Origin of the sequence: uncultured Actinomyces sp. (assembly GCA_900541895.1) — a bacterium.
Classification (GTDB): Bacteria; Actinomycetota; Actinomycetes; order Actinomycetales; family Actinomycetaceae; genus Pauljensenia.
Map to the genome: position 1 here is coordinate 1 of UWSI01000024.1, position 21,909 is coordinate 21,909.

24 protein-coding genes and 1 pseudogene are annotated in these 21,909 nt (G+C 57.6%); 14 read left to right on the forward strand and 11 right to left on the reverse strand.

Going from position 1 to position 21,909, the window contains the following annotated elements; all coding sequences use genetic code 11:
- Positions 1-207 (forward strand): annotated as a pseudogene (locus tag QZR18_RS06430) (heavy metal translocating P-type ATPase); the annotation flags it as partial.
- Between the two features lie 57 nt (positions 208-264).
- Positions 265-435 carry a DUF305 domain-containing protein gene (locus QZR18_RS06435; protein ID WP_295910718.1) on the forward strand — a complete coding sequence of 57 codons (171 nt, stop codon included), beginning with the start codon at positions 265-267 and terminating at the stop codon, positions 433-435.
- A gap of 69 nt (positions 436-504) precedes the next feature.
- On the opposite strand, the gene QZR18_RS06440 is transcribed toward QZR18_RS06435, so the two are convergent.
- A complete protein-coding gene (locus QZR18_RS06440; protein ID WP_295910720.1) occupies positions 505-726 on the reverse strand; it encodes an IS3 family transposase in 222 nt (73 codons plus the stop codon).
- A 129-nt stretch (positions 727-855) separates the two neighbouring features.
- Between QZR18_RS06440 and QZR18_RS06445 the strand changes: the two genes are divergently transcribed.
- Positions 856-1,338 carry a hypothetical protein gene (locus QZR18_RS06445; protein WP_295910721.1) on the forward strand — a complete coding sequence of 161 codons (483 nt, stop codon included), beginning with the start codon at positions 856-858 and terminating at the stop codon, positions 1,336-1,338.
- Between the two features lie 202 nt (positions 1,339-1,540).
- Here the strand turns inward: QZR18_RS06445 and QZR18_RS08305 are convergent, their stop codons facing one another.
- Positions 1,541-2,638 carry a hypothetical protein gene (locus QZR18_RS08305; protein WP_366921412.1) on the reverse strand — a complete coding sequence of 366 codons (1,098 nt, stop codon included), beginning with the start codon at positions 2,636-2,638 and terminating at the stop codon, positions 1,541-1,543.
- 236 nt (positions 2,639-2,874) lie between these two features.
- On the opposite strand from QZR18_RS08305, the gene QZR18_RS06455 reads away from it, so the two are divergent.
- Positions 2,875-3,192, forward strand: coding sequence for a TfoX/Sxy family protein (locus QZR18_RS06455; protein ID WP_295910723.1), 318 nt, complete (start codon positions 2,875-2,877; stop codon positions 3,190-3,192).
- 62 nt (positions 3,193-3,254) lie between these two features.
- Here QZR18_RS06455 and QZR18_RS06460 read toward each other — a convergent pair whose 3' ends face one another.
- Both QZR18_RS06460 and QZR18_RS06465 read right to left on the reverse strand, forming a co-directional pair.
- Positions 3,255-4,013 (reverse strand): GntR family transcriptional regulator, encoded by a 759-nt coding sequence (locus tag QZR18_RS06460; protein ID WP_295910725.1) that lies wholly within the window; start codon positions 4,011-4,013, stop codon positions 3,255-3,257.
- Positions 4,014-4,190: 177 nt separating this feature from the next.
- Positions 4,191-4,547 (reverse strand): pilus assembly protein N-terminal domain-containing protein, encoded by a 357-nt coding sequence (locus QZR18_RS06465; protein ID WP_295910726.1) that lies wholly within the window; start codon positions 4,545-4,547, stop codon positions 4,191-4,193.
- A gap of 212 nt (positions 4,548-4,759) precedes the next feature.
- On the opposite strand from QZR18_RS06465, the gene QZR18_RS06470 reads away from it, so the two are divergent.
- The 3 genes from QZR18_RS06470 to ndk all read left to right on the forward strand — a co-directional run bounded on the left by QZR18_RS06470 (position 4,760) and on the right by ndk (position 7,103).
- Entirely contained in the window at positions 4,760-5,560 is an 801-nt protein-coding gene (locus tag QZR18_RS06470) for an NADPH-dependent oxidoreductase (protein ID WP_295910728.1), read from the forward strand.
- 109 nt (positions 5,561-5,669) lie between these two features.
- A complete protein-coding gene (locus QZR18_RS06475; protein WP_295910730.1) occupies positions 5,670-6,335 on the forward strand; it encodes a hypothetical protein in 666 nt (221 codons plus the stop codon).
- Positions 6,336-6,632: 297 nt separating this feature from the next.
- The gene (gene ndk, locus QZR18_RS06480) at positions 6,633-7,103 is read left to right on the forward strand and encodes a nucleoside-diphosphate kinase (protein ID WP_019126668.1); all 471 of its coding nucleotides are present in this window, start codon (positions 6,633-6,635) and stop codon (positions 7,101-7,103) included.
- A 52-nt stretch (positions 7,104-7,155) separates the two neighbouring features.
- Here the strand turns inward: ndk and QZR18_RS06485 are convergent, their stop codons facing one another.
- The 4 genes from QZR18_RS06485 to QZR18_RS06500 are packed head-to-tail and all read right to left on the reverse strand — an operon-like array spanning position 7,156 to position 10,370.
- Positions 7,156-7,800, reverse strand: coding sequence for a molybdenum cofactor guanylyltransferase (locus QZR18_RS06485; protein WP_295910733.1), 645 nt, complete (start codon positions 7,798-7,800; stop codon positions 7,156-7,158).
- Entirely contained in the window at positions 7,779-8,264 is a 486-nt protein-coding gene (moaC, locus tag QZR18_RS06490) for a cyclic pyranopterin monophosphate synthase MoaC (RefSeq protein ID WP_295910734.1), read from the reverse strand. Before moaC ends, QZR18_RS06485 begins: the two co-directional genes overlap by 22 nt.
- 47 nt (positions 8,265-8,311) lie before the next feature.
- A complete protein-coding gene (glp, locus tag QZR18_RS06495; RefSeq protein ID WP_295910735.1) occupies positions 8,312-9,562 on the reverse strand; it encodes a gephyrin-like molybdotransferase Glp in 1,251 nt (416 codons plus the stop codon).
- A 49-nt stretch (positions 9,563-9,611) separates the two neighbouring features.
- Entirely contained in the window at positions 9,612-10,370 is a 759-nt protein-coding gene (locus tag QZR18_RS06500; protein WP_291459405.1) for a HesA/MoeB/ThiF family protein, read from the reverse strand.
- A gap of 40 nt (positions 10,371-10,410) precedes the next feature.
- Here QZR18_RS06500 and QZR18_RS06505 point away from each other — a divergent pair, with 40 nt between their 5' ends.
- Positions 10,411-10,836: a molybdenum cofactor biosynthesis protein MoaE gene (locus QZR18_RS06505; protein WP_107086746.1), complete on the forward strand. Its 426-nt coding sequence runs from the start codon at positions 10,411-10,413 to the stop codon at positions 10,834-10,836.
- 127 nt (positions 10,837-10,963) lie between these two features.
- Here the strand turns inward: QZR18_RS06505 and QZR18_RS06510 are convergent, their stop codons facing one another.
- The 3 genes from QZR18_RS06510 to QZR18_RS06520 are packed head-to-tail and all read right to left on the reverse strand — an operon-like array spanning position 10,964 to position 12,859.
- Complete coding sequence (locus QZR18_RS06510; RefSeq protein WP_295910739.1) at positions 10,964-11,266, reverse strand: MoaD/ThiS family protein; 303 nt, start codon at positions 11,264-11,266, stop codon at positions 10,964-10,966.
- An 8-nt stretch (positions 11,267-11,274) separates the two neighbouring features.
- The gene (gene moaA, locus QZR18_RS06515) at positions 11,275-12,309 is read right to left on the reverse strand and encodes a GTP 3',8-cyclase MoaA (protein ID WP_295910741.1); all 1,035 of its coding nucleotides are present in this window, start codon (positions 12,307-12,309) and stop codon (positions 11,275-11,277) included.
- Positions 12,290-12,859, reverse strand: a complete 570-nt coding sequence (locus QZR18_RS06520; RefSeq protein WP_295910742.1) for a MogA/MoaB family molybdenum cofactor biosynthesis protein — start codon at positions 12,857-12,859, stop codon at positions 12,290-12,292. The genes moaA and QZR18_RS06520 overlap by 20 nt, the downstream gene beginning before the upstream one ends.
- A 164-nt stretch (positions 12,860-13,023) precedes the next feature.
- Between QZR18_RS06520 and QZR18_RS06525 the strand changes: the two genes are divergently transcribed.
- From QZR18_RS06525 to QZR18_RS06550, 6 genes are all read left to right on the forward strand, one after another.
- Positions 13,024-14,394: a NarK/NasA family nitrate transporter gene (locus QZR18_RS06525; RefSeq protein WP_291459400.1), complete on the forward strand. Its 1,371-nt coding sequence runs from the start codon at positions 13,024-13,026 to the stop codon at positions 14,392-14,394.
- A 190-nt stretch (positions 14,395-14,584) separates the two neighbouring features.
- The gene (locus QZR18_RS06530; RefSeq protein WP_295910743.1) at positions 14,585-18,289 is read left to right on the forward strand and encodes a nitrate reductase subunit alpha; all 3,705 of its coding nucleotides are present in this window, start codon (positions 14,585-14,587) and stop codon (positions 18,287-18,289) included.
- Between the two features lie 37 nt (positions 18,290-18,326).
- A complete protein-coding gene (gene narH, locus QZR18_RS06535) occupies positions 18,327-19,841 on the forward strand; it encodes a nitrate reductase subunit beta (RefSeq protein ID WP_295910745.1) in 1,515 nt (504 codons plus the stop codon).
- On the forward strand, positions 19,838-20,575 hold the full coding sequence (narJ, locus tag QZR18_RS06540) for a nitrate reductase molybdenum cofactor assembly chaperone (protein WP_291457654.1): 738 nt from the start codon (positions 19,838-19,840) through the stop codon (positions 20,573-20,575). The genes narH and narJ overlap by 4 nt, the downstream gene beginning before the upstream one ends.
- 8 nt (positions 20,576-20,583) lie before the next feature.
- A complete protein-coding gene (gene narI, locus QZR18_RS06545) occupies positions 20,584-21,372 on the forward strand; it encodes a respiratory nitrate reductase subunit gamma (RefSeq protein WP_295910746.1) in 789 nt (262 codons plus the stop codon).
- 199 nt (positions 21,373-21,571) lie between these two features.
- Complete coding sequence (locus QZR18_RS06550) at positions 21,572-21,835, forward strand: SemiSWEET family transporter (protein ID WP_009408046.1); 264 nt, start codon at positions 21,572-21,574, stop codon at positions 21,833-21,835.
- Positions 21,836-21,909: the final 74 nt, after the last annotated feature.

The following is a 21,909-nucleotide window of genomic DNA, read 5'->3' on the forward strand; positions in this document are numbered from 1 at the left end:
GTGCCCCTGGCCGCCGGCGTGCTCGCCTCTAGCGGCATTCTGCTTCCCCCGGCTGCTGCTGCGGTGTTGATGTCGCTGTCGACGATTGTGGTGGCGCTTAACGCTCAGCTGCTACGCCGGATTGATCTGGACCCGGCCCGCCTGGCTCCCACCAGTCCGAAGGAGGAACACACCACGCCTACTCCGGCATCCACCGCCGTCCACTGATCCACCACCTCGGCCACCAGCACTGCGACGGCTACCGCTGAGACGACCGAGACCACCATGGCGACGAGTGAGGCGGACGGGGAGATCTCCGTCGATTACAACGACTCGGACATCATGTTTGACCAGATGATGATCCCCCATCACCAGCAGGCCGTGGAGATGAGTGAGATGTTCCTGGCCAAGGAGGGTATCCCTGCCCAGGTCGTGGTGCGCACGGTGAATTTCTGAGGTCTACATAAAAGTCCCGGGGTCAGGTTGAACTGCGCCCCGAAACTTGGACGCTTTAAATGGTAGCTGTTATGCGGCTTCTTGTAGGGCCTGATTCCGGTATTCTGCCGGGGTCAGGCCCTTGAGCTTTACGTGGCGTCTTGTTGTGTTCCAGTGCGTGATGTAGGCGTCGAGGTCGGCTTTGAAGCTCTCGAAGGTCTGCCAATCTTGGCCACGAAAAAACTCGTCCTTAAGATGTCCAAAGACCTGCTCAGTGGCACCATTGTCGATGCAGTTACCCTTGCGTGACATGCTCTAGATGAAACCGTTCTCGGCAAGCGTACCGATATAGGTCTCGTGCTGGTACTGCCACCCCATGTCCGAGTGCAAAATCGGCTCAACCCCTGCTGGTTTGGCATCCATGAGTATCTGAAGCATCTCTTGCTGCTGAGCAAGGTTAGGGCACATAGAGACAGAGTAGGCAACAATCTCTTTGCCGGCGCAGTTGCTGTTCGCCACGGGGGTGCCGTTGGATCCCTTCGAATCCTGGGAGGTCAGGCACTGGCCGAGGCCGTTGCGCAGCTGGCCGACGATCGTCGCGGGCACGAGGCCCGCGTCGTCCGCGTCGGTTGCGGTGGCGTTGTCGGACGTGTCCACTGCCTGAGGTGCGGCAGCTGCGCGGTCCGCGTAGGTGGCGGGGGAGAAGACGACCATGTCCCACGAGGCCAGGCGGCCCACGTTGAACGTGAGAGTCGTGCGGCCCTGCTCATCCGTGCCCGTCGTGACGTCAAGGGGCGTTGGTCGGCCAGTGCCTGGCGGCCCCCGTCGGCAGGGCTGACGGAGAAGTGGACGTTTCCCCCGGTCGATGTCTCGGCCGTGATCGTCGCCTGCTTGCCCGGTTCGTGCGTGGATTTGTCCGTGTAGGCGCGGGTGACGTGCGCCGTGCCCGTGGCGGTGGCCGGTGTGCTGCTCGGCAGGGGCAGAGCGGTGGCGACGACCGCGGTGCCCAGCACGATGGCGGCGGGGATGGGGCGAGTTGTTGTTTTCTGAAAGTGTCTAACAGGAGCGCGGTGGGGGAGTATCCTGAAAATTTGGGTTTTCTGAGTCCGTTTCGCTCGCGCTGTTCTCATTGACGAGGCCGGGGCTGGGGTGTGCCTCCTGCCTGGCGGTGGGGAGTGGACGAAGCCGCTCCCGAGACAACGGACTGCTGCTTGTCGGTGTCGGTGTCGACGTCGGCTTCCGCGCTCGCAGGGGCACTCGTCGGGGCGTCCGACTCCTCTTCGGGATCGCTGGGGTTCTCGCTGTTGTCATGCTCAACGATGCTGTCAGGGGCGCTGGGCGTCGCAGTGTCTCGTGGGCTCAACCAGCGGAAGAACTCGCGGAGTCCCCACGCGCACAAGGCAGCGATGAAGTGGTAGTGCAACCACCCGGTCGCGAGCCCCCAGCTGGGGCCGTCGAAATAATAGCCCAAGCCCAGCAGAACTCCCAAGAACCAGAGGGCCGCTATGTCGGAGATTACGGCCCCCACGATGACGACAGGCTTCCACCATCCGGCCTTCTCGAGGAACTTTCGGGTGATGGCTATCAACACCTGGAAGAAGGTGAAGATGCCCATGACGCCATAGAAGTACATGTGATCCATGTCCATGGCATAGGAGACCGAGAATCCGGCCAGGAAGATCACGTGGAGGACCAGGTATCGGACGATGAATGTCATGATGCCTCGTGGGTCCCTCGATTTTGTCCTTCCTCCATCTGCGTCTTCGGAGCTGGTGGGGTTCTCCGTAACAGCCGGATCAACGGCATCGACAGGGGCGCTGGGAGTCGCAGCGTCTCGTGGGCTCAACCAGTAGAAGAACTCGCGGAGTTCCCACGCGCACACGGCGGCGACAAAGTGGTAGGGCAACCACTGGGTCACGAGCTCCCAGCTGGGGCCGTTGGATATACCGCTCACCAGCCATCCCAAGAACCACAGGACTGCCACGTCGGAGAATACTGCCCCCACGAACGCGACAATCTTCCACGATCCGGCCTTCTCGAGGAACTTTCGGGTGATGGCTATCAACATCTGGAAGAAGGTGAAGAAGCCCATGAAGCCAAAGAAGTAGATGAGGGCCAGGTCCGCGAAATAGGAGACCGGGAGCCCGACCAGGAAGATCACGTGGAGCACTAGGTACCGGACAAAGAAGTTAACAATCCCTCGCGGGTCACGCTTATCTGTCATGCCCCCATCCTAACGGGGCTCTCAGCTGCGAGGTCCAGCCATTCAAGCCTCTAGCATCACGGCGATACTAGCCCGTCCTGCTTCCAACCCCGGCCCCGTTAATCAATGAACGAACGCGGTCACCGGGCCGCTCAAAGGCTCCTACACTGTTTTCATACGCCACAAAAGAGCAAGGCCGCTGAATGCAGCGCAGGATCAGGCGAGCGTGGCGTTGAGTGGGAAAGCGAGGACAAACGATGTCGTCCACCGACCAATACCTGGAGTTCGTGCTCGACCTGCTGGGCGAGCTGGACGACGTGGCGCACCGCAAGATGATGGGCGAATATGTCCTCTACTACCGGAGTAAGGTCGTGGGTGGCATATACGACGACCGCTTCCTGCTCAAGGTCACGCCCGCCTCCGAACGGCTTCTGTCCGAGGCCCCACGCGCCATCCCCTACGAGGGAGCGAAGGAGATGCTCCTCGTTGAGATAGAGGACCGCGACACGTTGCATGACGTCGTCGAAGTGATGTGGGAGGAACTGCCCGCACCGAAGAAAAGAAAGAAGAAGTAGGTGCCCGGCCCGGGCCTCGTGATTGTGAACTGCGCCCCGGGATTTTTGTATGAGTGGGAAGGCTAGAACCTGCCTCTGGTGGATGCTGATTCATTAAGAGTGACCGGTTCTGCGTGGCCCCTGACCTGGTCGATGGTCAAGGTTGCTTGCACCCGAGTTGAGTAGGTGACTTCGCTTTCCTCGATGCACGCCCCGTTGTGGTCGTAGGTAGAGCCCGTGAGGTGGAGAAGGCAGCGGGTTCCTGCCGGTTCACCAAGGATTGTGCGGGTTTCTTGGTCGATGCTTTGGGCACGCAGCGAGACAACGGAGAACTTTGGAGAGCTTTTATAGATGTCACGCAGAACGTGATAGATGGACAGATCTGTGAAGTCGATATCTTGGATACCGGGCAGGAGGTCGATCGGAATGAACGACAGATCAAGGCTAACGGGGAATATACCCGTGTTGCTTTCGATCAAGCGAAGTCGTTTGAGCCGTAGGAATGGGCGATTTTGCCGGGTGACTACTCCGTGCTCAATAACGCGAGCACGTGCCTGGTCGCTGCTTCCCTGAAGGCGGTCTGTCAGTGAACCGAAACCCCACAAAATTCTCTTGTCATTCTGTGCAGTAACAAAAGTCCCCTTGCCTTGGTACGAACGTAGGTGACCTTCGTGGGTCAGAACCTGCAGAGCGCGGCGTACAGTGCCGCGCGTGACGGAGAAGCGCTCGCAGAGAATACTTTCGGACGGAAGTCTGGAACCGGGTGGAAGATCGCCATCCAGAATCTGACGCCGGATCGCCTGAGCGATCTGCTCGTATACCGGAGGAGAAATATTGGTCACCTGTTGCTCCTTTGCACATTGCTGACAGGCGCTCATGTTAGGTGACTCACATTCTAAAGGTCAATAGACGTTCTCTGCATCTCCGTACAGAATGTTGCGAAATCGATGGAAACGACAAAAATCCCGGGGAACAGGTATGCCCTATTCCCCGGGAGAAAGTGTGAATCGATGTGAGACTCAGTTGTTACCTTCAACGACCTCAAGCGGGATTGTGTATTCGGTGCCGCTGGCATCGGTGACCTTCAGAGTGGTTTCACCGACCTTCTTGGGGTGGACGCGGAGGTTCTTAGAGCCCTTGACCTGCTCGGCGACCTCGGTGTCAGCGACCTCAACCTTGGCCTTAGACGCATCACCGTTGAGCTTGAACTCAAGGTCACGCTTCTCGGGGAGGGTGACGCCCGTCTGAGTCACCGTTGCGGGATCCTTAGTGATGATCTTTTCGTTGGTTGCTGACTGGGGGCCGCTGGAGCAAGCTGCGAGGCCGGTTGCTGCCATGACGGCAATGCATACTGTTGCAATGAGAGATTTACGCATGACTCTCAGTCTAGCCATCCTTGAAAAAGCGTCCATCTCAGACTCCATATTTCGGAAGCCTGCATCGAAACTGCGACCAAATTGTGATGAAGCAATGCTGCCAAAGTCCCAGGGTGAGGACAATCTGCAGTTGACGCAAAAGTGGGATGCACTGGCGAAAAATAGCCGAAAAACGGACAATAAGAGCGACCGTTGCCACCAAAGGAGCAAAAATGCAGGCCGATGACTACCGCAAGGTCCCCGACGTTGGAGTGACCAATCCAACGATTGATGTGCTGCGTGCGCACCGCACAATCCGAAAGTTCGAGGACTCTCCGCTGAGTGCACAGGATCGCGATGCGCTGATTGATGTTGCGCGTCGCGCACCCACCTCGTCATTCCGTCAGCAGTTTTCGATCATTCACGTGACCGATGTAGCCTTGCGCGATCAGCTTGCCGAGGTTGCGCAGCAGCCCTACGTGGGCACCTCCAAGGGCGACCTTTTCATGTTCGTCGTTGACCTGTACCGCAATGCGCGCATCCGTGAAGAAGCCGGCTTGGATATCGCTCCCTTGCAGCGGACCAACCTCTTCCTTGCTGCAATGGAAGACGCGGTCCTTGCCGCACACAATATGGAAGTTGCCGCCGAATCGATGGGCTTGGGCACGGTCTACCTCGGTTCTCTTCTGAGAGGACCCCAGCGCACAATTGAGCTCTTGAAGCTTCCGCGCATGACCTTCCCAATTCTGGGCCTCTTGGTTGGCCGCCCGCTTCAAGACCCCCCGTACCGGCCTCGTCTGCCCAAGCACCTTGCTGTTTCCGAGAACACCTACCCGGTGGTCGAGGGTTCGTATCTCGAGGAGCTTGCCGAGTACGACGAAGACGTGCGTACATACTACGAACTGCGTAAGGCCGGCCTGGGCGCGACCAATGCCTTCACTCAGCAGATTAGCGAGCAGATGGGCCTGCCAGATACCTTTGATACCGCACCCGTCCTTGAGGTTTTGCACTCTCAGGGGTTGTGCCTGAACTAATTGAGAATTGCCGAGGCCGGGCATGCCCTTGGGTCTTTCCCGGCCTCGGTGATTTTTGCTTGTGTGCCTGAGCGGATATGCCTTTTGAAGGGGAGCTAGAGGAGGAAGAATGAGCACGCAGATTACAAAAGAGTTAGGATTCTCAACCTACGTTTTTGTCGAACGACTGGGAAAGAATGCCGCAATTCTTCACCCCTTCCCCGAATACAACATTTCTTTAGTCGCGCAAGCGCTTGAAGAGGCGGGGCTGCCCATCAAAATCATGGGCGAGCATGCCCCCGAGCGCGGTGAAGGGATCTACTTCCAAGAGGATGCTTTCCCGGATGAATTCTTGGGGATTCTTGCAGATGCCTTGAGCGTCCGGGGCATTGGTGCTTACGCGTATTGCCTCGTCGATGGCTCAATGGGGGACTTGGACCTTCATCTTTTCACGCGCGTTGGTGAGAGTTTCCCGCGTGCTGGCAAGAAAGTTGTGCTGATGCGCCTCTACCTTGGGCGTTCAAGCGAAGGACCTGCTGCAACGACCTGGATTTTCGGTTCCCCATCCGATCTGGAAGAAGTCAACCGTCTTCTGGGAGAAAAGTACGATACTCAGCCAGTTTCCGACCCCGCTGGATTCGCGGCGATCGAAATTCAGCACCCTGAGTTTTCCGCGGGATTGCTGGAACCTTCGCAGATTATGGATGATATTTTCCAAACCCTGGGCCGTCATGGTTATGAAGGCCCAGCATTCGTGGAAGATCATTTTTCTCAGCAAAATGACGCGAATTTATAAGTGGCTGTAGACGCTCTGGTAGCGAAGTTGACACTTCGTAAAATTTGTTCAGAAAAGTCCCAGTAAACGCGCGTTTTTCTTGCAGTAATACCTCATAAACTATCTGCATCAGACAACGAGCGATGGAAGTTGCTCGTATCTCTCCGGAAGACTTTCTGGGAAGACTGCTCTGTGTTGATGGGATAACGGAAAAGGGCTGACCATGGCGGTCAGTCCTTTTTCGTATTGTCTAGGGCTATGACTTGCGACCCATTGCCGGTTATGCTGAAGCATCCTCACTCAAGCAAAGGAGATTTTGTGAGCGCCGATTCTGTTCTGATTACACGTCAGCACCTGTTGGATCCCTCTTTGGAACACACCCTCATCCTCGTTAAGCCAGATGGTTACGCCCGCGGTTTGACCGGTGAGATCCTGCGCCGCATTGAAGCGAAGGGCTACATCATTAAGGGCCTGAAGATCATGGTTGCCTCGCGCGAAATCCTCGCAGAGCACTACCGTGACCACGCGGGTAAGCCATTCTTTGAAGGGCTTCTTGATTTCATGAGTGCGGGTCCGCTGGTTGCCATCATTGTTGAAGGCCAGCGCGTCATTGAAGGCATGCGCACCATGATGGGATCTACGGATCCGACAACTGCGCCTGCCGGTACGATTCGCGGTGACTTGGGTCGCGCTTGGGATACCCCGAACATGGAGAACATCATCCACGGTTCAGATTGCGCAGAATCTGCCCTTCGTGAGATTCAGATTTGGTTCCCTGAAATCGACTGATTTGGGACAGAGGCCCATCGAGGCCCAACGGGGGCTAGGGAGTATGCGCTTCCTAGCCCTCTTGGTTTTGTTCGCAATCATCACCGTTTTCGGCCATCTGTGCACGAAGAAGATCGCTTGGTGTATCGATATCTGCGACCCATGATTCCGGGACCTCGACATTAATCGTGTCGAGTTCTTTCAATAGGGTGCGCATCGAACGATTCACCCACTGGGATACGGCGAAGTTGCGGACTGCATCCAGGGAAAAAATACCGATCAAGTTCTGCCGGTGTCCCGCCGCGTATGCGAGCGCGCCATCTACGCGACGGCCCTGAGAAATTGACTCTTCCACGGCCTCGAGAAGGAGTGGGAAAGTCAGGGTAGCCAAGGGAGCATCAACGGGAACAAGGCCAATCCAGCGAGACTTCGTGTCCTCGGGGAGAACTTGAAGAAGTGCCTGAACGCCTGCAATAAACCCGGCGGCGGGGCCAGAGCGCGGTGGCTCCTCCATGACGCGGATAACGTCGCTTGGAACTGTAACGCTCTCAGGTACCACGCATACGTGAGGAATCCCGGGCTCAGAGGCGAGCGCCCACTCAAGCGCACGTCGGCCTCGGACCACGAGGTCGGGCTTTGAGGCCCCTCCCAGCCGCTGGCCGGTCCCCCCGCCGAGGATCACTAATCCACTGAGTGCTAGGCGCTGGGGCGAGTCCATGTTCCGCTCCGACCACCGCTTTTCTCTTCGACATAGCACTCACGAATCGCAACCAACTTATCGATGCCCTTCACCATGTCGATGATGGTCAGTGCAGCGACGGTTACGGCGGTCAGAGCTTCCATCTCAATGCCCGTCCGATCTGCGGTTCGAACGGTCGAACGGATCTCCACCCCGTCTTCAGCCAATGACAGATCGACCGCGCAGTAGTGAACGGCGATCGGGTGTGCCAAGGGAAGCAACTCGGGAGTGCGCTTCGATGCCTGAATTCCCGCAATTCGTGCGACTGCAAGAGCATCGCCCTTGGGGACCGAGTCATCGCGGAGGGCCGCCATGATTTTTGGTGAGCACTCGACGAAACCGCGTGCTCGCGCCTGACGCACGGTCGGTGTTTTCGCCGTGATATCAACCATGTGTGCTTCACCGCGCTCGGTGAGGTGGGTGAATGGACCGGTTTCGCTCATGTCTAGCCTTTCGGCGCTCGTTTGACGGGAAGGGAATGGGAAAGTGATCAGACTCGAACCGCAGTCAGGATCGACCAGGGTTCAACCGAAGTGACCTCTTCGGGGACGATCGCCAGCGCGTTCACCGAATGCAAAGAGGCAACAAGGTGAGAACGCGAACCCAACCTGTGTGTTGGAACCACAATCGGAGTCTGTTCTGGGCCATCGGGTTCAGAAAGAATGACCGGTACAAACTGGCGCTTGCCTTCGGGGGAAATCCAGCCGTTTGGTGTGGTGACGACAATGGGACGCAGTAGTTCGCGCCCGTTGAGACCGGTGAATTCGGCCAGAACTGGGCGAACAAACATATGGAAGGAGACGAAGACCGATACCGGGTTGCCCGGCAGAGTCGCCAAGTAGACATCGCGTCCGTCACTTGCCTGAAGGACGCCAAAGCCCTGTGGCTTTCCGGGCTGCATGGCGACGCGAACGAAGTCGATTCCCTTGCCCAGGCCGACTTCCTTAACAACGTCGTAGGCTCCGGCACTGACACCTCCCGAGGTGATGATGAGGTCTGCGACATCACCTGCTTGGCGCAAAACTTCAGCAAAGTGAGCGGGGTCGTCGTTGGAGCGGAAAATTCCCGTCACTTGGGCACCTGCGCGACGAGCCAGCGCAGCGATCATCACTGAGTTTGAATCAGGGATCTGAGCGCCCTTGAGCTCTTCGCCTGGTGCGCGCAGTTCGTCACCCGTTGAGACGATGGCGATGCGGGGGCTGGGGTAGACCTTGACGCTTGCGTAACCGACCGATACTGCCGAGGCGATGGCTGCGGGCGTGAGAAGGTCACCGGCATGCAAAATGACGTCTCCGGGCATGCAGTCCTCGCCCTGATGCCGCATGTGAGCACCGACCTTTGCAGGGGCGTAGATACTGATGCTTTCAGGGAGGGGATGGGGACCGGGTTCCTCGGAGGTATGCTCCACGGGAACGATGGTGTTTGCACCCTCGGGAATGCGAGCGCCCGTCATGATGCGCCATGCGGTTCCGGGTTCAAGAATGTGGGTTTCGTTATCTCCCGCCGCGATGTCGCCAGCGACTGCGATGGTGAAGGGGTTGTCAGGGGAGGCCTCGAGATCGTGATCGAGGTGAAGTGCATATCCATCCATTCCCGAATTTGAGAAAGGCGGGACTGCAAAGCGTGCGACAAGATCATCGACGAGGACATGATCAAGTGCCTGATCGATGGGCAGCTCGGTAGGGGAGAGGGGGTGCACGCGCCCCAAGATGGAGTTCAAGTAGTCTTCAAGAAGTTGCATCGTAGTCTCCTTCGCGCGGTCCGCATGGGGCCATGGCTCAGTTTATGGCTTATTCGATCGGTTCGGGGGTGGCTTCGGCGGGAGTTACCGAGGGAAGTTTTGCAGGGGTGGCTCGAGGCCGGAATGGGACGACGTTCCAGCGCCCTGCAGCCGTATCAACAATGAGCAGGCGCCCGATTAACGGCTCACCAACTCCGGTGACCCACTTCAAGCATTCTGTGGCGAGGACCGATCCGCCCTGTCCGCAGACGGCACCCAGAACGCCGACGGTTTTTGAACTCATCGTTTCGACGGTGGGGGGTTCGGGATAGACATCGCGAAGAGTCAGGCCATCGGTGAAAAGCGAGGCCTGGAAGGACATTGATACCAAAGTGCCCCACATGTGCGGGCGCCCAACGCGTGCACAGGTATCAGAAATTGCGTACTTTGCGGTGAAATTGTCGGTTGCATCGACAACGAAGTCGTAGGCCGCAACGGTCTCATCACTTTGGCCATCAATAATCTTCGGTTCGATGTTGACCTGGATATCGGGGTTGAGTGCGAGGACAGTCATCTTGGCAGATTCGGCCTTATTCATTCCCAAGCGTGCGACGCCGTGAATGACTTGCCGCTGGAGGTTAGACTCCTCCAGATTGTCCGGGTCGGAGATGCCGATCGTTCCAATCCCCGCTGCCGCCAGATAGGCCAAGACGGGCGATCCCAAACCGCCGGCACCGACAACAAGGACCTTCGCAGCGCGGATCTTTTCGATGCCGCTTTCACCGATTCCGGGGATACGAGCGGTCATAATGTCTCGCTGCGCTACCATGTCTATGTCCCTCCACGACCATTTAAATAAGGGGAGTCCCGTGATTATTGATACCGATATTGTCTCTGTTCCAACGGAGATGTGCTCGGGGGAAGTACCCCTTATTCCAGCTCATTCCGGTGCGCGCGTCGTTTTTGAGGGTGTTGTTCGCGATCACGATGGTGGTGAAGGAGTTCACTACTTGGAGTACTCCGCTCACCCCGCGGCCGCCAAGTTCCTTCGTGCAAGTGTCGAAAAATCACTGGAAACACTGGGAAACCCCGAGGTTGATGGCATTTATGTCCGTCACCGCGTGGGACACCTAGAAATTGGTGACGTCGCGCTGCTTGTTGTCGTCGACAGTGCCCACCGCAAGGAAGCTTTCGCACTGTGCGGTCAAATTGTCGACGACATTAAAGCCAGTGTACCGATCTGGAAAGATCAGTATTTCAGTGATGGTCACAATGAGTGGAGCAATACTCCGTAATTCGGATATGCCTTGTCAGTGTCAGTGTCAGTGTCAGTGTCAGTGTCAGTGTCAGAGGCGCTAGGCAAGGAATGACGCGGTACATAACACATCGGGCTGAGCACATTGCTCAGCCCGATTGTGCATCTCAGCCGCCCGCAAAAGGCGGAAGGACGTCAAGGCGAATCCCACTGCGATCGGCTACAGAGGTCACGGCCTCGTCGCTCAGGGATGAGGCGCCCAAGGCTTGGGCAAGAGTTGCCTGAGCGTCGACAAGTTCTTCGTTCACCAGGAAGGACGATGCCGCCAGAAGATCGTCGATATCGCGGTCAGTTGAGCGACGAACAAGGTCGATGACTGTCTCGTTTGAGTCCTCCGCAACCTCGATCACTGCGCTCTCTGTGCCAACTGCAGCGCTCGCGGCAGCGAAATAACGGATCGTGATCCTCATGGGGACTTTCAACCTCCAATTTTTGACATGGAATAGGACTGGGGGACCGGAGCAAGAAGCTGGTGACCAGCGGGTTTAGCCCACATGGCATCCTTCCATAGCTCAGCTAATTCTTCATCGCTTGCACCCGCGCGCATGGGAGTGTGTAAGTCAACACTGTCCACACTGAACAGACAGGAATAGATCTTTCCATCTGCACTTAGGCGAGTTCGGGTGCACGAGGCGCAGAAGGGGGACGTCATCGAGGCAATCACGCCAATGATGCCTCCCGGATGGGTGTCGCTGGGAGCAACTGACCAACGGCGCGCTGGTTCTGAGGCTGCGGTAATGACATCGGTGAGCTCGAAGGATTCGCGAAGAACACGCTGGATGTCATGCGCAGTTGGGCGGGAAGAGAACGAGGCAGCCAACGGGCCGATTGGCATGAATTCGATGGCGCGCCACTGATAGCCGCGCTCTAAGGCGAAGGTCACTAAGGCGGGGATTTCCGCCAGGGACTGCTGATCAACGACGACAGTGTTGAGTTTGACGGTTCCGGGAAGTGTGGATGCATCGACCGCGTCGAGGCCGCGAAGGACATCGCTTGAGCGTTTGCGGCGCGAAAGCTCAGCAAAACGGACCGGATCCAGGCTGTCGATAGACACATTGAGCCGTTGAAGACCAGCGTCTACCAGGGAATCGATGACGCGGTCAAGGCCAATACCATTCGTCGTCAAGGCCAAGTCGGGCTCAACCCCGGCGTCTTCGAAACCTTCACGAACGGCCTCGACAATCTGGGGAAGATCGGGGCGCAATAAGGGTTCGCCGCCGGTGATGCGCGCCTGGGTGACGCCAAGGGTTGCGGCGATTTTAGCCAAGCGGCGGAACTCTTCAGGAAGCAAAAGGTCGCTGCGCTTCAGCCAGTCCGTCACCTTTTCGGGCAGGCAATACACGCAGCGAAGATTGCATCGATCGGTGACCGAGATCCGCAAATCTGTGGCCGTTCGACCGAAGGTGTCCAGAAGAAGAGGTTCGTACATCAAATCAGTCAGTAACCAAGTCAAGCTGTTCAAGAATGTGAGGGACAAGTGGGCCAATTACGCTAATCGTGTCCTTCACGCCTCCGCGTGAACCCGGTGCGTTCACGATGAAGCATGGGGTCTCACCCTGGCGACTGACACCGACAAGACCGCGAGACAGGGAGGCAAGAGGTGTGTTGACCAAGCCGACCTGCGCAATCTGCATGGCGATCGCGTCCATACGTGCGTCCAGAAGGGGAGCGGTGGCTTCGGGAGTAAGGTCGCGATCCGTAACGCCGGTTCCGCCGGTGGTCACGATCACGCGCGCGCCCTTAGCCATTGCATCAAGGATCGCATTTCGTACGGAAGCAATGCCATCGGGGACAACACGAACCTGTTCGACAGTGACGCCCCAATCAGCCAAAAGAGCAGCAGCTAGAGGTCCTGATTTATCTTCAGTTTCTCCGCGGAAGCAGCGATCTGAAGCGGTAATTACCGCACCTGCGACAGTCCCTTCCATTTTTTGCAAACCCTTCTGCTGAATTTTCGCATGGGGGTCGGGACGTACCGGCTGAGCGTCAGAGGTATTACGCAAAACAAACCTCCCGAAATAGGACCTTAAATGGCGTTTTTTCAGTTGACAGGAATCGACGTTCTTGCAAGCGTTTTCGCGAAATTTCGCGCAATTCTCAATTAGAACGAGTTGTCCCTTATATATTAGCGACAAGTATGCGTTTAGGTAGGAAAGGGAGAGTGTCAATGACTACCTCACATGCTGATTCTTCAGCCGCACCCGCGGAAAAACAAGCCAGTAAATATGTCCTTCAGGATTGGGAGCCGAACAACCCCGAAAAGTGGGATTCGAAGCTTGCATGGAGGACGCTGACCATCACCACGTACTCGCTCATTCTGGGCTTCTGTGTGTGGTTCCTGCCAAGCGCCATCGCACCCAAGCTGACGCTTCTTGGATTCAACCTCAGTGCTTCTCAGCTCTACTGGTTGACCGCATTGCCCGGCTTGGCTGCAGGCCTTCTGCGTCTGGTCTACATGTTCCTGCCTCCGCTGATCGGAACACGCAAGATGGTGGGCATCACCTCACTGCTCTTCGTGATCCCCATGTTGGGCTGGTTCTACGTTGTCCAGGACAACACCACCCCCTACGCCGTTCTTCTGACGCTTGCCTTTATGTGTGGCATCGGCAGTGGGGCATTCTCCGGCTACATGCCCTCTACCGGTTACTTCTTCCCCAAGCGCCTTTCGGGTACAGCTCTGGGCCTGCAGGGCGGTATCGGTAACCTTGGTATGTCCGTCATTCAGCTGGTCGGCCCGATCCTCATGGGATTTGGTCTTTTCGGTATGACCTGGCTGGCTCCCCAGACCCAGGTTGGCGAGCACGCCGGCGAGCAGATCTGGGTGTACAACGTCGCAATCTTCTTTGTCCCGTGGTGCGTCATCGCCGCGATCCTTGCCTTCATCTACCTGCGTGATGTTCCGGTCAAGGCCAACATCAAGCAGCAGCTGGATATCTTCTCGAACCCGAACACCTGGTACATGACCATTCTCTACGTCATGACCTTCGGTCTGTTCTCCGGATTCTCCGCAGTCTTCGGCCTGCTCATTAACAACCAGTTCGGTCGTGCCTCCTCGATCGGTCTGCCCGTCTTGGGCGCGACCTTCGCATTCCTCGGCCCGCTCATCGGTTCGCTTATCCGTATGTCGTGGGGTCCCTTCTGCGACCGCATGGGCGGCGCAATCTGGACCTTCATCTCGGGCGTTGGTATGGCTATCACCCTCGGCGGTATTGCGTGGGTTCTCTACAACCCCAAGGGCTGGACTGATTTCTACATCTTCATGGCACTCATGCTGCTCATGTTCCTGTTCTCCGGCTTCGGCAACGCAGGTACGTTCAAGCAGATGCCCATGATCATGCCCGCACGTCAGGCTGGTGGCGCCATCGGCTTCACCTCAGCAATTGCCTCCCTTGGTCCCTTCTTGGTCGGCGCTACTCTCTCAGCTGTCGGCGCGAAGGGGGCATGGACCTTCTTCGTGGGCTGCGCGATCTTCTGCGTCTTGGCCTCGGCACTGTGCTGGCGCCAGTACGCACGCAAGGGTGCACCCTTCCCGGGCTGATTGCTCACCGTTCCTTCGGGAGTGGCGGACACCGTTTCTCTCCCCGAGTTCGCCACTCCCTCACTTCATAACTTCACGAGCTGGCTGCTTCGCGCGGCTAGCACCCCATCGAGCGGAATGTCCCGCTCGGATACCAACCGTGACACTGCCTCGGCCGACCCCGAGGCCTTGCCGATGAGGAAGCACCACAATGATTGACCACAAACTTCTGACCCTGGGCGGCCGACTTCGCCGCGGCCAGGTCAGCGCTGATGCCCGCCAGATGTTCCTGGTCGGTGGCCGCGAGGCCGATGCCTTCTACCGTCAGCGCTTCAGCCACGATCGCGTCGTTCGTTCTACTCACGGCGTGAACTGCACGGGCTCCTGCTCCTGGAAGGTATACGTCAAGGACGGAATCATCACCTGGGAATCGCAGCAGGTTGATTACCCCTCGACCGGCCCGGACATGCCCGACTACGAGCCCCGCGGATGCCCGCGTGGTGCGGCCTTCTCTTGGTACGAGTACTCGCCGACGCGTATTCGCCACCCCTACGTCCGTTCAGCGCTGCTTGAGCCCTTCCGCGAGGCCAAGGCTCGCCTGGGTGATCCCGTTGAGGCATGGCGCGCAGTCACTTCCGACCCCGAAATTTCCCGCGCATACAAGCGCGCCCGTGGTAAGGGCGGCCTTGTCCGCACCACCTGGGAAGAAGCAATGGAGATTGTTGCAGCAGCGAATGTTGCGACGATTGCCGACTGGGGCCCGGACCGTATCGCCGGCTTCTCGGTGCTTCCTGCAATGTCGATGGTTTCCTTCGGCGCGGGTGCCCGCTACCTTCAGCTCATTGGCGGCGTGAACCTCTCCTTCTACGACTGGTACGCAGACCTTCCCGTTGCCTCTCCTCAGGTTTTCGGTGATCAGACCGACGTTCCCGAGGCCGGCGACTGGTACAACTCGCAGTACCTCATCGTGTGGGGTTCAAACCTGCCGCTGACCCGTACCCCTGATGCTCACTTCATGACCGAGGCCCGCTACCACGGCCAGAAGGTCGTTTCGGTTGCCCCCGACTACTCGGATAACACGAAGTTTGCCGATGAGTGGCTTCGCGTGAACCCCGGTACCGACGGTGCTCTTGCAATGGCCATGGGCCACGTGATCCTCAAGGAATTCCACGTCGAGCACCCGACCGAGCGTTTCCAGGACTACATGCTTCGCTACACGGACTCGCCATTCCTTCTGGAATTGGACGAGACCCCCGAGGGCCTAGTTCCCGGCAAGTTCCTCTCTGTTGCTGATGTTCCCGAGGTCGTGGATGAGGAAACCCGTAACCGCCCGAACCCCGAATTCCGTTTCCTTGTCATGGATAAGTCGGGCGCTGTGCGTGACCCGCGCGGAACCTTGGCGGATCGTTACACCGATGAGGGTAAGGGCAAGTGGAACCTCACCATGGAGGGCGTCGACGCACGTCTGTCTCTCTACGACGAAGGTTGCGAGGCCGTTGAGGTCAACCTTCCGCGATTCGACTTGGTCGCAGACCAGGCTCCGACCGCGGCGGTTGGAGCTGGCGTTGTGACCCGAGGCGTCCCGGTTCGTCGCGTCGGTGGCAAGCTTGTCACCACCGTGTATGACCTCATGCTTGCTCAGTATGGTGTTCCTCGCCAGGGTCTTCCCGGTGTGTGGCCGACCGACTACACCGATGCCTCGACCCCTGGAACTCCCGCATGGCAGGAAGAACTCACCGGCGTTTCCGCTAACGCGGCAATCCGCATTGGCCGCGAATTCGCACAGAATGCGATCGATTCAAACGGTCGATCGCAGATCATCTTCGGTGCTGGCGTCAACCACTACTACCACGCTGACCAGATCTACCGCACGATGCTGGCTCTGACCACCTTCTGTGGAACTCAGGGTGTTAACGGCGGCGGATGGGCACACTACGTCGGCCAGGAAAAGGTTCGTCCTTTGACCGGCTGGACTCAGTTCTCCTTCGCCCTTGACTGGCAGCGTCCCGCACGCCAGATGATCGCGACCGGTTTCTGGTACCTCACCACCGACCAGTGGCGTTACGACGGTCTGGGCGCTCAGCGTCTGGCTTCGCCTCTGGGTGGCCAGACTTTCGGTGACCAGTCGGTTGCCGACACCTTGGTCGAGGCTTCCCAGCGCGGTTGGATGCCCACCTTCCCCTCTTTCGACCGATCTTCCCTAGAACTGGGACGCGCAGCCGAAGAAGCGGGCGTGAGTGTTGGCGAGTACATCTCGGGCCAGCTCACCGAAGGCTCTTTGAAGTTCGCGTGCGAAGATCCCGATAACCCGGTGAACTTCCCGCGTATCCTCTTCAACTGGCGTACGAACCTGCTGGGTTCCTCCGCTAAGGGTGCTGAGTTCTTCATGCGCCACATGCTGGGCGCAGATGATGATGTTCAGGCTGCCGAACTGGAAGCTGGAGATCGTCCCAAGTCGATGGTGTGGCGTGACGCCCCTGCCGATGGCAAGCTCGACCTCATGGTCACCGCGGACTTCCGCAACACCACGACCACCCTGCACTCGGATGTCATTCTTCCCGCGGCCACTTGGTATGAGAAGTACGATCTCTCCAGCACGGATATGCACCCCTACGTGCACACCTTCAATGCTGCGATCAACCCGCCGTGGGATGCGCGTACCGACTATGAACTCTTCCAGGACCTGTCTGCCTACGTGTCGAAGATGGCCGAGGTTCACCTGCCTGAGCCCATGCAGGACGTCATTGCAGCTCCGCTCACTCACGATACGCCTGACGAACTGCTGACCCCCCACGGTCGCGTTGCGCCTCGTGAAGAAATTGGCTGGGTTCCCGGTGTGAACATGCCCAAGCTCATCCCTGTTCTTCGCGATTACCGCACGATTTCCGACAAGTACAACACCGTCGGCCCGCTCATCGAGAAGGCTGGAATGGCAACGAAGGGCGTCGCTTTCAACGCTCAGAAGGAAATCGACGAGTTCATCGCGATGGAAGGAACGCTGGATACCTTTATGGGGCCGCGTCCGCGAATGGACACCGACAAGCGAGCATGCGAGTTCATCCTTCGCTTCTCAGGTACCACCAATGGCTCCTTGGCCACCCGTGGTTTTAAGACTCTGCAAGAGCGTGTTGGCACCGGAAATATGGCTGAAATGGCTGAAGGCGACGAAGAAAAGCACGTCACCTTCAAGGACGTTCAGGCTGCTCCGGTTTCGGTTGTGACCAGCCCCGAGTGGTCCGGTTCGGAACACGGTGGTCGTCGCTACACGGCGTTTAGCCAAAACATCGAGTACCACAAGCCGTGGCACACGCTTACCGGTCGTATGCACTACTACCTGGATCACGACTGGATGCAGGCGATGGGCGAGTCGCTCCCGACCTTCCGTCCCCCGCTGGACCTGCACCACCTCTTAGGTGAGGCTGCCCCCGGCACCATGAGTCGTGATGGCCGAGGCCAAGCCGAGGTCGCCGTCCGTTACCTGACCCCCCACAACAAGTGGGCAATTCACTCGCAGTACTTCGACAACCTGTACATGCTCACCCTTGGCCGAGGCGGCCAGACCGTGTGGATGAGCCCGCAGGACGCCGAGAAGATTGGCGTGCGCGATAACGAATGGATTGAAGCTCACAACCGTAATGGTGTGGTTTCGGCTCGTGCGGTTGTCTCACACCGTATTCCGGAAGGAACCGTGTACATGCACCACGCTCAAGAGCGCGTTGCAAACACTCCTTTGAATGAATCGACCGGGCGTCGTGGTGGTTCGCACAACTCCCTGACGCGCATCTTCTTGAAGCCCTCGCACCTGATCGGTGGTTATGGCCAGTTCACCTACGCCTATAACTACGTCGGTCCGACGGGTAACCAGCGCGATGAAGTCACCATGATTCGTCGCCGTAGCCAGGATGTGGAGTTCTGAGGGTTCGCCCCCAGACGTGAAGAGAGGGAATGAAACGATGAAGGTCATGAGTCAAGTTGTCATGGTGATGAACCTTGACAAGTGCATTGGCTGCCACACCTGTTCGGTGACGTGTAAGCAAGCGTGGACGAACCGCGAAGGTACCGAGTACATGTGGTTCAACAACGTTGAGACCCGCCCGGGTGTTGGCTATCCCCGCACTTGGGAAGATCAGGAACGTTGGAAGGGCGGATGGCGCCTGACCAAGTCAGGCAAGCTCGTTCCTCGTAGCGGTGGGCGTTTGAAGAAGCTCGCGACGATCTTCGCAAACCCCGATATGCCCGAGATCGATGACTACTACGAGCCCTGGACATACGACTACGATCGTCTGCTCCAGACCCCCGCAGGTGCGAAGGCAATGCCGACGGCCCGTGCGCGCTCGCAGATGACCGGTAAGACCATCGATACCATCGAGTGGGGCCCGAACTGGGACGATAACTTGGGTGGTTCGCTTGAGACCATGCACGAGGACCCGACGCTGTCCAAGATGCAGTCTCTGGTTCAGACGAGCATTGAAGAAGCCTTCATGTTCTACCTGCCGCGTATCTGCAACCACTGCTTGAACCCCACCTGTGTGTCGGCCTGCCCCTCTGGCGCGATGTACAAGCGTGAAGAAGATGGCATTGTTCTGGTTGACCAGGATGCCTGCCGCGGTTGGCGTATGTGCGTCTCCGGCTGCCCTTACAAGAAGGTCTACTTCAACCACTCAACCGGTAAGGCCGAGAAGTGCACGCTGTGCTACCCGCGTATCGAGGTTGGCGAGCCGACGATCTGCTCGGAGACCTGCGTTGGTCGTCTGCGCTACCTGGGTGTTGTCCTCTACGACGCCGATCGCGTGACTGAGGCTGCTTCCGTGAAGGATGAGCAGGAACTCTACTACGCTCAGCGCGATCTGATCCTGGATCCCAACGATCCCGAGGTCATCGCCGCTGCCCAGGCCGCTGGCATTCCGCGTTCCTTCATCGAGGCCGCGCAGAATTCCCCCGCCTACAAGCTGATTGTCGACTACAAGCTGGCTCTTCCTCTGCACCCCGAATTCCGTACCCTCCCCATGGTGTGGTACATCCCGCCGCTCTCCCCGGTTGTGGATGCGGTGACCAAGTCGGGTGCCGATGGTGAAAACCACAAGATCCTGCTGACCGCACTGTCCACCATGCGTATCCCGCTGGAATACCTGGCAGGACTGTTCAGCGCTGGAGATACTCGCCCTGTTGAGCTGTCGCTCCGCCGCCTTGCCGCCATGCGTTCCTACATGCGTGACGTCAACATGGGTCAGCCCGTGGATCCCTCGATCCCCGAGTCTGTGGGCATGACCGAAGAAGAAGTTCTGGCGATGTACCGTCTGCTCTCGATCGCAAAGTACGAGGATCGCTACGTGATTCCGACTTCGCACCCCGAGGAAATGCGTACTCCGACCCCGTACCTGTGCCCGGTGGGTGAAGGTGCAGAGTCCGGCTGCGGTTCACACAAGGGCGGTAAGGTTCCCGTCTCGATTGGTCGGCGACCCGAATGAGTCAAAAGACCGCGACTTTCATTCCGACGCGTAACCCGGCTCCTGCGGTTCCAGTTGTGAACCAGAGCCGGGAGTCACGCGCCGCAACCTTTATGATCGCTGCTGCCCTTTTGGATTACCCGGGGCAGGAATGGGATGAGATCCTCGCTCAGATTGACTCCTCTTTGGGGCACGTCAGCGCCGAGGCCGCTGCGGAGTTTTCGCAGTTCCTTGAGTGGGCACGAGGCAAGTCGCGCCGTGAGGTCGAAGAGGCCTACGTTGAGACCTTCGACCAGAAGCGTCGCTGCTGCTTGGAGCTGACCTACTACGCTACGGGTGATACCCGCCAGCGCGGTATTGCTCTGACCATTGTTCGCGACCTCTATGCCGCCGTTGGCTGGCAGCTAGAAAACGATCAGCTGCCCGACTACCTTCCCAATATTTTGGAGTTGGCGGCGCGAACAGAAGGCGAAGAGCATGAGCTGGTCGAGGCCATGCTGGCCTCGCACCGCGAGGGTGTTGAGATCCTTCACGCGGCATTGCTTTCGCTGTCTTCGCCTTGGGCGCATGTGGTTGCTGCTTTGCGAATGGCTCTGCCCGAGGTAGATGACGCAACTTTTGCTCGCATGCAGACTCTGGTCCGTCAGGGTCCCCCGACCGAGATGGTTGGCATGGCTGATCGAAGCGAACTGCCGTGGCCCACTATCCAAACCCCTTCTTCCCTTGTTTCGCCCGCGGGTGAGAACGAACTCTAAGGATTGCCATGAACCTTTTCCTCTGGGGAGTGCTTCCCTACATTTCTTTCACCCTCCTTATCGGCGGGTTGATTTGGCGCTATCGCACCGATCAGTACGGGTGGACCTCGCGTTCATCTCAGCTCAATGAAGGCCGCATCCTGCGCCTCTCGTCGCCCCTATTCCACTTCGGTATCTTGGGCGTTGCTGCCGGCCACGTCATGGGTCTGGTTATTCCTCAGTCCTGGACCGAGGCAATGGGTGTGAGCGAACACGCCTACCACATGGTGGCCATCATCGGTGGTGGTATTGCTGGCCTGATGACGCTGGTTGGTCTGTTCGGCCTCTTGTATCGACGTATCGTCAAGAAGTCGGTGCGTCTGGCAACCAGCCGCAATGACATCTTCATGTACCTTCTTTTGACCTGCGCCATCCTCTTGGGAGCTGCAGCCACCTTGACGACGCAGATCTTGGGTAAGCCGGGTGGATACAACTACCGTGAGACGATCGCAGTGTGGTTCCGTTCGATTTTTACGCTCCAGCCTGATGTCTCTCTGATGACGGATGTCCCGCTCCAGTTCAAGCTGCACATCATTGCGGCCTTCATCCTTTTTGCCGCGTGGCCTTTCACCCGTCTGGTGCACGTCGTTTCGGCTCCGATTGCCTATCCGACGCGCCCCTATGTTGTGTACCGCTCACGTCGATCAGCGACTTCTACTTCTCGTCCCGCACGAGGATGGACGCCGGTTCGAGGTGGTGCTGCAGGTCCCAAGGCTCAGAGTTTCCCAGAAGACGATGCTCCCTATCAGGGTGCTTGATCTGTGCTGATGTGATCTGGGGCCTGTATGTGCTACCTGCGCATACAGGCCCCAGTATTTGAAACGAATGACGGCTAGTTGTTGTCTAGTGCACTAGAATGTCAACCAAGTCCCTGAAGACAAGGAGTAGCTGTGACTAACGGCGAGGTGAAAGCCGGTCGATTCTCCTTTCTGATATAAAAACCCCAGGAGGTATTACATGTCTAAACAAAAAATTAATCGCTTTGTCGGATCTATTGGAGCTTTTATTGGGATCCTTGTCTTTATTGCATATATTCCACAAATTATCGCTAACTTACAAGGAGAAAAAGCTCAACCATTCCAACCACTATTCGCAGCATTTTCTTGTTTAATTTGGGTAATCTATGGTTGGACAAAAGAACCTAAAAAAGACTGGATCCTCATCATTCCCAATGCAGCGGGAGTGATATTAGGCGGTTTAACTTTTATTACTTCTTTATAAAAATTAAATAAACAAAACCAGCAGCTTCATAAAATAGTTGCCGGTTATTTCTGCCGATTGCAAGCATTCTATTT

What these genes read in the sequence shown, in the direction of transcription:
- QZR18_RS06470 (WP_295910728.1), top strand. Translation starts at nt 4,760, where the DNA reads ATGCAGGCCGATGACTACCGCAAGGTCCCCGACGTTGGAGTGACCAAT.
- QZR18_RS06530 (WP_295910743.1), top strand. Translation starts at nt 14,585, where the DNA reads ATGATTGACCACAAACTTCTGACCCTGGGCGGCCGACTTCGCCGCGGC.
- QZR18_RS06475 (WP_295910730.1), top strand. Translation starts at nt 5,670, where the DNA reads ATGAGCACGCAGATTACAAAAGAGTTAGGATTCTCAACCTACGTTTTT.
- QZR18_RS06440 (WP_295910720.1), bottom strand. Translation starts at nt 726, where the DNA reads ATGTCACGCAAGGGTAACTGCATCGACAATGGTGCCACTGAGCAGGTC.
- narJ (WP_291457654.1), top strand. Translation starts at nt 19,838, where the DNA reads ATGAGTCAAAAGACCGCGACTTTCATTCCGACGCGTAACCCGGCTCCT.
- QZR18_RS06510 (WP_295910739.1), bottom strand. Translation starts at nt 11,266, where the DNA reads ATGAGGATCACGATCCGTTATTTCGCTGCCGCGAGCGCTGCAGTTGGC.
- QZR18_RS06435 (WP_295910718.1), top strand. Translation starts at nt 265, where the DNA reads ATGGCGACGAGTGAGGCGGACGGGGAGATCTCCGTCGATTACAACGAC.
- QZR18_RS06465 (WP_295910726.1), bottom strand. Translation starts at nt 4,547, where the DNA reads ATGCGTAAATCTCTCATTGCAACAGTATGCATTGCCGTCATGGCAGCA.
- narI (WP_295910746.1), top strand. Translation starts at nt 20,584, where the DNA reads ATGAACCTTTTCCTCTGGGGAGTGCTTCCCTACATTTCTTTCACCCTC.
- narH (WP_295910745.1), top strand. Translation starts at nt 18,327, where the DNA reads ATGAAGGTCATGAGTCAAGTTGTCATGGTGATGAACCTTGACAAGTGC.
- QZR18_RS06550 (WP_009408046.1), top strand. Translation starts at nt 21,572, where the DNA reads ATGTCTAAACAAAAAATTAATCGCTTTGTCGGATCTATTGGAGCTTTT.
- QZR18_RS08305 (WP_366921412.1), bottom strand. Translation starts at nt 2,638, where the DNA reads ATGACAGATAAGCGTGACCCGCGAGGGATTGTTAACTTCTTTGTCCGG.
- QZR18_RS06500 (WP_291459405.1), bottom strand. Translation starts at nt 10,370, where the DNA reads ATGGTAGCGCAGCGAGACATTATGACCGCTCGTATCCCCGGAATCGGT.
- moaC (WP_295910734.1), bottom strand. Translation starts at nt 8,264, where the DNA reads ATGAGCGAAACCGGTCCATTCACCCACCTCACCGAGCGCGGTGAAGCA.
- QZR18_RS06525 (WP_291459400.1), top strand. Translation starts at nt 13,024, where the DNA reads ATGACTACCTCACATGCTGATTCTTCAGCCGCACCCGCGGAAAAACAA.
- QZR18_RS06455 (WP_295910723.1), top strand. Translation starts at nt 2,875, where the DNA reads ATGTCGTCCACCGACCAATACCTGGAGTTCGTGCTCGACCTGCTGGGC.
- QZR18_RS06485 (WP_295910733.1), bottom strand. Translation starts at nt 7,800, where the DNA reads ATGGACTCGCCCCAGCGCCTAGCACTCAGTGGATTAGTGATCCTCGGC.
- glp (WP_295910735.1), bottom strand. Translation starts at nt 9,562, where the DNA reads ATGCAACTTCTTGAAGACTACTTGAACTCCATCTTGGGGCGCGTGCAC.